General features: G+C 61.1%; 4 protein-coding genes and 4 pseudogenes. 1 reads left to right on the plus strand and 7 read right to left on the minus strand.

Going from position 1 to position 6411, the window contains the following annotated elements; translation table 11 throughout:
• A pseudogene (locus tag E5W70_RS06375) lies at positions 1 to 132 on the plus strand (DUF763 domain-containing protein); the annotation flags it as partial.
• 10 nt (positions 133 to 142) lie between these two features.
• Here E5W70_RS06375 and E5W70_RS06380 read toward each other — a convergent pair.
• From E5W70_RS06380 to E5W70_RS06410, 7 genes and pseudogenes are all read right to left on the minus strand, one after another.
• Positions 143 to 585, minus strand: a pseudogene (locus E5W70_RS06380) (PPC domain-containing DNA-binding protein).
• 24 nt (positions 586 to 609) lie between these two features.
• Positions 610 to 762, minus strand: a complete 153-nt coding sequence (locus E5W70_RS06385; RefSeq protein ID WP_292655414.1) for a peptide ABC transporter permease — start codon at positions 760 to 762, stop codon at positions 610 to 612.
• A 201-nt stretch (positions 763 to 963) separates the two neighbouring features.
• Positions 964 to 2678, minus strand: a pseudogene (locus tag E5W70_RS06390) (HAD family hydrolase).
• Positions 2679 to 2682: 4 nt separating this feature from the next.
• Positions 2683 to 3654: an SDR family oxidoreductase gene (locus tag E5W70_RS06395; RefSeq protein WP_292655417.1), complete on the minus strand. Its 972-nt coding sequence runs from the start codon at positions 3652 to 3654 to the stop codon at positions 2683 to 2685.
• Positions 3655 to 3839: 185 nt separating this feature from the next.
• Positions 3840 to 4142: a hypothetical protein gene (locus E5W70_RS06400; protein WP_292655420.1), complete on the minus strand. Its 303-nt coding sequence runs from the start codon at positions 4140 to 4142 to the stop codon at positions 3840 to 3842.
• A 478-nt stretch (positions 4143 to 4620) separates the two neighbouring features.
• The gene (locus E5W70_RS06405; RefSeq protein ID WP_292655422.1) at positions 4621 to 6021 is read right to left on the minus strand and encodes a phospholipase D family protein; all 1401 of its coding nucleotides are present in this window, start codon (positions 6019 to 6021) and stop codon (positions 4621 to 4623) included.
• Between the two features lie 62 nt (positions 6022 to 6083).
• Positions 6084 to 6411, minus strand: a pseudogene (locus E5W70_RS06410) (hypothetical protein); the annotation flags it as partial.

Raw genomic sequence — 6411 nt, forward strand, 5'->3', positions numbered from 1 at the left:
CGCTATGTCACCGGCCCAAGCTTGAAGGAAATCGTCGCCGGGGAGTTCGAGCAATCGCATCTGCTCGGCGGCCGCAGCGTCTTCGGTTGGGAGGTCGGACCCGAAACGGCCGCAGTCAAATCAACGAAGTGATCGGCTCGGATCAAGCCTCCAAGTCGATCAGGGCGACGCCGAGTTCGGGGCGGTGCCTGCGGCGCAGATGGCCAGGCGTCTCCACCAATGTGACCTCGAGCGTCGGCCGCACGATGCCGTCCAGCAGATGACCGCCCCTCGTGGTGCCATCACTCAATCCAAGGACTGCGTGGACGTGCAAGCTGGGCCTGCCGTCGTCGCCGATGGCAACATCGCCGATCGCGCTCAGCACTTCGCACTGTTCCTGGACGGGGATTTTCCGGTAGGTCCTTCTCCAGGGTCGAACCAGCCGACGGTTGCCCTTTCGAAAGCGCCGAGCGCGGTCAGCGACGCACTGCCGACGCCACGGTCGACCGCAAACGACGTCAGCTGCGCAAACGCCTCTTCGCCGGGATCAAGCACAACGACGAACGTTCTCTGTCCGGCGCTTTCGGCAACAAGCTGTGATTTCATGATTTCGCTCCAGCCGTCAGGAATTCAAATCCACCACACCAGCAATGCCAGCAAGACGAGACCCACCAGGCCGGCGATGAAAATGATCCGGCGCGCCCGCGTCCGCAGGATGATCTCGCCCTGCCGCGCCTGCTCCGCCGAAAAGACAGGACCATTCTTGTCCCGGTCGTTGCTCATCCATCGTCTCCTTCCGGGCAATTATTCAGCATTGAATGGATCTGGCGCCCGATAGAAGACAATCTCGTTTGGCGGATGAGGTTCCACGATGGACCATCGACGATTGGAACCGGCTGGGACTCAGTCTTCTGCCGGCTCGGGACGGAGATCGACCACGAGGTGAACCCAGCCGGCTTGGGACCGGCTGGGCGCCGTTTGCATCTATTCCTTCGGCGCGGTCGCGGGCGCGGTATAGCGGCGGCGCACCGCGTCCAGGACGTGGTTGCGGCTCTCATGCGCCGAAAGTGTGCCGTCTTTCTCCGCTTCGGCGGTTTCGCGCGCCAGTGCCTTGTCCCTGATCTGGTGGCGAAACCATTCGGAATAGTCGCCGGCGCGCAAATGATGTTCCCATGTCTTGTCGTCGATGCCCTCGGCGATCTGGGCGAAAATCATCAGATTATGGGCGCGGAGGTTCATCGCATTGTCGGGGCCGCGGAAGTAGAAGCTGCCCTTCTCGTCGAGCTGGCCCTCGGCATATTTGCGGCTGTGGCGCTTGAGCGACTGCCGCGGCTCGATCGGCTCGACCATCGCGGGTTTCTTGCGCGCCTGCGGCCGCCAGAACAGCACGCGCTCGTCTTTTGGAGAGTTCAGGTCCTTGTCCTTTGGCGGTTCGGTGCCGGTCTCGTGACAGAACGTCTTGATGACCTTTTTCGCCTTGGGGCCGAGTGCGATGACGGCGGTGACCAGCCGCAATGCCTCGGTTGAGATCGCGTCCGGATGAACCGTGATCAGGATCGTGCCCGGCAATTCCATGGCCAGCACCATTGGCGTGTCGTCGCGCCGCTTCGGCAAGAGGTGATGCGCTTCGTCGATGATCAGCCAGTGTGGTCGTGCCGTGCGGAAGCGAACGCTACCAAGCCCCGGCAGCAGGTCGGCAAAGAAGTCCGGCCGCTCATTGACGCGCAGCGCCAGGCCGTTGACGACCAGGTTGTTGTCCGGCTTCTCCAGGAGATCGAGCAGCTCCGTCTTCGTCGGCGCATTCGAGCCGTCGCCCAGCCGGACGGCGCCTTCGAGGCCGTCATAGTCGCCTTCCGGATCGAAGATGCAGAACTGGAACTTTCTCTCGACGAAGCGCTCCGTCAGTGCGGTCGCCAAGGTCGATTTGCCGATACCCGAACTGCCGGCGATCAGCACCGTATCGGTTGGCGACAGATGCACCTCCTTGCCGTCATCCGAGCCAAGCAGAATGCCGTCGCGGCTCGGAACAAGCTCGCGATCGCGCTCGATAAGTTTGTCGATCAGCTCCTCGACGCCCTTTCCGCGCGCGCCGCGTGTCACAAGATCCGCTGTATCCTTGACCGCCGCAAGTGCATTGTCGACGGCGATGCTGAGCCCGCAGGCGCGCAGGAAGGCGTGGTCGTTTTCGGCGTCGCCGACACCGACGACGTTGTGCGGCGACAATCGGAGGTCCTGAAGCGCGGCTGTCAGCCCGGTCGCCTTGTTGATGCCGCTGGGCAGGATCATAACCGCGCCCTTGTTGAAGATGATTTCCAGCTCCAGCCCCAATTTCTTGATGACCTCGAGCGCGGTAGCCTGATGCGGTTCCCAGGTTGCGACGATCGAGCGGCGACCGAAAGCGGTTTGACACCGCGTTTCCTGAGTTTGGCGATGAACTCGGGGGCGGGCGGCGGAGATATCGCCCGCTCCTCCTCGCTGGCCGGCGTGTAGATCAACGCGCCGTTTTCCGCGACGACCTTGTCGAAGATCGCGATTTCGGGAAAGACACGCTTCAGGTCGGGCAGCTCGCGCCCGGTGACGAGAATGAGCTTGCGGCCGCTCTTCTTGAAGCGTTCAAGGGCCGCAAGAGTCTTCTCGGCAACGACCCCTTCATGCGCCAGCGTACCGTCGTAGTCAGTGGCCAGGGCTATGAAATACATGCCGTCAGTAACCGCCGATGATCGGTAATATCTCGCCCGTGATATAGCTCGAGCAGTGCGGCGAGGCCAGGAACACGTAGGCTGGCGCGATCTCCTCCGGCTGGGCCGGCCGTTTCATCGGCGTGTCAGCGCCAAATTTCGAAACATCGCCGGCTTCCTTGTCCGAGGGGTTGAGCGGCGTCCAAACCGGGCCTGGCGCCACGGCGTTGACCCTTATGCCCTTTTCGACAAGATTGCCCGAGAGCGCGCGGGTGAAGGCATGAATGCCGCCCTTGGTCATGGAGTAATCGACCAGTTGTTTCGAGCCCTCGATGCCGGTCACTGAACCGGTATTGATGATCGCCGAACCGGGTTTCATGTGCGGCACGGCCTCCTGCGCCATGTGGAAATAGCCGTAGAGGTTGGTCTTCAGCGTCGTGTCGAAATGCTCCTCGGTCAGCTCGCTGAAATCGCTGGAGTGGATCTGGAAAGCGGCGTTGTTGACCAGCACGTCGATCCGCCCAAACTCCTGCACGATTTCAGCCACCGCGTTGTGGCAGTGGTCGCGTTCGCTGACATCGGCCTTGATCAGGATGCAGCGCCGGCCTTCGGCTTCGACGGCCCTTTTGGTATCTTTGGCGTCCCTATCCTCAGAGAGATAGATGATCGCCACATCGGCGCCTTCACGCGCATAGAGCACGGCCACCGCACGGCCGATGCCTGAGTCGCCGCCGGTAATGACGGCCACTTTGCCGTCGAGCTTTTTCGATCCGATATAAAATGGCGCATCGTAAAGCGGCGCCGGCTCGATCGCCCATTCATGCCCCGGCTTCGGCTGGTGCTGCTCGGGGAAGGGCGGCTCGGGATATTTGCGGGCACCGGCCTGCATGGCGCCTTTTTGCTTGCCATTGGATTTGGACTTGTCCTTCTCGTCGATACGGCGCTGGATGTGCCGCTGCTTGGCGGCCTCGCCGGCGATTTCCGATTTCATCTGCATGGTCATCTCCCTGGCTTGAAACCCAACAACGCGTGTCCGGCGAAAAGGTTTATGCGATGGCGTCATTCGTTCAGCCCGGGCGGATCGTGCGAAGTCTGACCCACGGCACCGGCTGCAGTAAGGACCCCCTGAAAGCCTAGGAGATTGCGGCTCCCTCAGCGGCGCATTCGTTCGGCCGCCCTGAGTCACAGATTGTTCTGCAGGGTCGCCGGCCCGTTGGCTCCATCCGTCCTATTCATGTCGCGCCCCTTGCCATTGAGTTGCCCGGCCTCGTCCTCGGCTGCGTCTTCAAGCTTGGCGACGAGCAGATCCTTGAGGTCGCCAACCTCTTCCTCGATGTCTTCTATGGAGACGCCGGCGTCTGCCGCCTCTTCCTTGCATTCCCTGGCAAGGATTTCCGCCTCCTTTTCAAGCTTGATCGGAGGCGGCGGTAGATGAATGTTTTCGTGGATCCAGTCCTGCAAGAATTCTATCGCACTAGCACTCATGGCGCTCACCTATAGCGGCAACCTGTAGTGCACATTAACGTACGTGCTGCAAAATGGATGCTTGGTAACGCCGGATTTCGAATTGCGACACTTGACGATAGCGTGATCGGCGAGGAGCCAGAGCTTTTGCAGTCAAGTGGAATCATTTGGCGCCGCAGAAATGCGGCTAACCAAACAGTTGGAGCGGGATCTAATTTGAAGACATCCCGCCCTAGGACGTGTTGCCCCGTCGCGCCGGTGTTGCGCGATTCGGATCGCCTGACGGCCGAACATCGTCATCCGCAGCGGCCGGTCGTGTTGGCCACTCGGCGGCGCGGTCGGCGCGCATTTTGCGTTTATGCGCCATCCAGAACGGCAAGAGCTCAGCAAGAAAACTGTATATCGTGGTCTTCATCGGCATGCTCCGGACAACGGTTACAACTCGTGATCCCGGAGTTCCGTTCCGACAAAGAGTTGCGTTCGGACAAATCCGTCGCCTCTACAATTGCGATTCGATCGGCAGGCACCCGACCAGCGCTGCAACGATGCGCCGATAGAGACTGGCCTCGGGCTCACGCGAATATTGCCGCATCTCGCCATCCGCTATGCCGAGCCACCGCAAGGCGCCTTTGTCCAGGACCAGCTGGTAGCTGGTCTGCGGCGATTTTTCGCGCTCGAACCGCCGGCGCAACTCCATCACCAGATTGGTATCGTGGAAAAGCACGCCCATTTCCGCATTCAACGACACCGAACGCGGATCGAAATTGAAGGAACCGACAAACCCCAGCGTGTCGTCGACCGTGAAGGCCTTGGTGTGAAGGCTGGCCCCCTTTGAGCCGAAAACGGAGATGTTGGCCTGGCGGTTGAAGGGCTGCAATTCGAACAGCTGGATGCCCTTTCTAAGCAGCTTGCGGCGGTATTTGGCATAGGCGCCGTGCACGGCGGCGACGTCCGTCGCGGCGAGCGAGTTGGTCAGGATTGCAACCTTGGCGCCACGGTCCACCAGCTTCGACAGGATGGCCAACCCGGTGCGGCTGGGGATGAAATAGGGCGAGACGATTTCGAGGCGCTGCCTGGTCGCCGCGATAGCGGGAAGCAGCTCCTTGGTCAGCCAGTTCCTGCGCCTTTTGCCGCGAACCTTTTCCGGCGGATCGGAAATGACGCGAACGCCTTTCGTCCAGCAGACGTCGCTGTGCGCTGCAATGAACTCCGTGATCGTGCGCCAGGCACTGAGGCTGTTCAAAAGCTGGCCGTCCGCAGTCGCGTCGAGATTGTCGAGGAAATCGGCGCGCGAGCCCGCCGCAGCCGGGTTGAGCAGCTGGATCGGCTTTGCCGCCTCGCAATTCCAGAACGCCTCGAAGATCTGCATCGTCTGCCCTACGGCAGGACCGAGAAGCAACAGGTCGAGATCGCGGAAATTCGTCTCCGCAGCGTCGAAATAGGCATCGCCGATATTTCTTCCGCCGACGATGGCCAAGCTCTCATCGGCGATCCAGGCCTTGTTGTGCATGCGGCGGGTCATCGCAAACAGCCGGGCGACCATCTCCAGCGAGCGAAAGATGCTGCCGTTCCTCATGCCGCTGGGGTTGAACAGCCTCAGCTCGATGTTCTTGTAGCTGTTGAGCGCCAGGTAAGCAGCGTCGCTGTTGCGCGGATTTATATCGTCCAGCAGCATGCGGACGCGGACACCGCGCTCCGCCGCCTTGACGACCTCCTGCATAAGCAGCCGGCCGCTGTGGTCGTCATGCCAGAGATAGTACATCAGGTCGAGACTGCTGGTAGCACTGCGCGCGGCGAGGATTCGCGCGGCAAACGCGTCGTAATTGTCGGCGATCAGCAGCAGCCCGCTATTGCCGGCCGCGATCTTGTCCTGGGCAAACCGTGAAATGGCTGTATCCATGAAGTGCACCGGCAATATCAGCGAACCGAACAACCTGAAATCTGACTAACAACCTTTCAGGTTCATTCTGGTTGCAGTCGCGGCTGCCTTATGGCGTCCAGATTCAGCCGCGCCTTGATCGGCAGATGGTCGGAGGCGCGCTGCGCCAGCGGCGTTTTGTGTACCTCGATGCTGGAAATCAGGTGTGGCGGCCTGGCCAGGATGCGGTCGAGCGCAAACAGCGGAAAGCGCGACGGAAAGCTCGGCAGAACCGCATCGATCGGACCGAAATGCGGCAGCAGGGCCAGCAGCGAAGACCTGTTGCGGACGCGCCATTCGTTGAGGTCGCCAAGCAGGATTGTTGGCCGCAGAACCGGATGCGTGGCTTCGACAAGTGCGTTGGCTTGCTGC

Source organism: Mesorhizobium sp. (assembly GCF_005063415.1).
In the GTDB taxonomy this organism is placed as follows: Bacteria; Pseudomonadota; Alphaproteobacteria; order Rhizobiales; family Rhizobiaceae; genus Mesorhizobium.

What these genes read in the sequence shown, in the direction of transcription:
- E5W70_RS06385 (WP_292655414.1), bottom strand. Translation starts at nt 762, where the DNA reads ATGAGCAACGACCGGGACAAGAATGGTCCTGTCTTTTCGGCGGAGCAG.
- E5W70_RS06395 (WP_292655417.1), bottom strand. Translation starts at nt 3,654, where the DNA reads ATGCAGATGAAATCGGAAATCGCCGGCGAGGCCGCCAAGCAGCGGCAC.
- E5W70_RS06400 (WP_292655420.1), bottom strand. Translation starts at nt 4,142, where the DNA reads ATGAGTGCTAGTGCGATAGAATTCTTGCAGGACTGGATCCACGAAAAC.
- E5W70_RS06405 (WP_292655422.1), bottom strand. Translation starts at nt 6,021, where the DNA reads ATGGATACAGCCATTTCACGGTTTGCCCAGGACAAGATCGCGGCCGGC.